The organism is Idiomarina sp. UBA4206 (assembly GCF_002383015.1).
Taxonomy (GTDB): domain Bacteria; phylum Pseudomonadota; class Gammaproteobacteria; order Enterobacterales; family Alteromonadaceae; genus Idiomarina; species Idiomarina abyssalis.
Map to the genome: position 1 here is coordinate 7,659 of NZ_DFTS01000030.1, position 826 is coordinate 8,484.

General features: G+C 48.3%; 2 protein-coding genes. Both read right to left on the bottom strand.

The window, feature by feature from the left end; translation table 11 throughout:
- The coding region (locus B3180_RS06315; RefSeq protein WP_286843593.1) for a response regulator transcription factor at nucleotides 1-422 on the bottom strand (422 nt) is incomplete at its 3' end.
- 75 nt (nucleotides 423-497) lie between these two features.
- A partial coding sequence (locus B3180_RS06320; RefSeq protein WP_286843595.1) for a helix-turn-helix domain-containing protein occupies nucleotides 498-826 on the bottom strand: 329 nt, incomplete at its 5' end.

Here is an 826-nt window from a genome sequence, read left to right on the forward strand (position 1 = left end):
GCCGGATCTAATACAATACCGCACACGTTCAGGCTTTCGTTTTGCATGGTGGTGTTAGGTGTACGACGCAGTAAAGCTCTCACCCTGGCAACCAGCTCACGCGGGTTAAACGGTTTTGGAAGGTAGTCATCTGCACCCAGCTCCAGACCCATAACGCGGTCGTCGTCATCACCACGGGCCGTCAGCATAAGCACAGCAGTATCGCGGTGTTGTTGGCGCAAACGCTGCAACAACTGCATACCATCAATGCCGGGTAACATGACATCCAGCAAAATAAGCTCGTAGTCGCCGTTAAGTGCTTTGTCGAGGCCGGTCACGCCATCTTCGGCAACGCTTAAATCTACGGATTCACGTTTAAACAATTCTGTCAGCATGACAGACATTTCAGTATCGTCATCAATGAGTAGTACGGAATGTCTCATAACTTACTGTTCTCTCCAGAAATAAATCCATGATCCAAAATGCCGGGCATCGATACGACCCCCTTTACATAACTTTTACTTTAGCAGAGTTTTCAGCTTTCGGGTTAAGGTGTTTCGTCCCCAGCCCAGCCATGTCGCCGCTTTTTGCTTGTGGCCGGAAAAACGTTGTAAAGCAGTTTGCAAAGCAATTTTTTCCAACTGATGCTGATAACTTTGCAAAACATCCTGCGCCTCTAACGGGTGTTTTTCCAGTTCTCTTTCGAGCCAATGCAGCCAGGTAAGTTCCCCGGTAAAATTTTCAGGTTCTGAATCAGCTGGCACCAGAATGTCTTCTGGCAAGTCATTAACACCAATGCGCTGCCCGGGTGCCATAACAGTTAACCAGCGACAGGTATTTTCCAGCT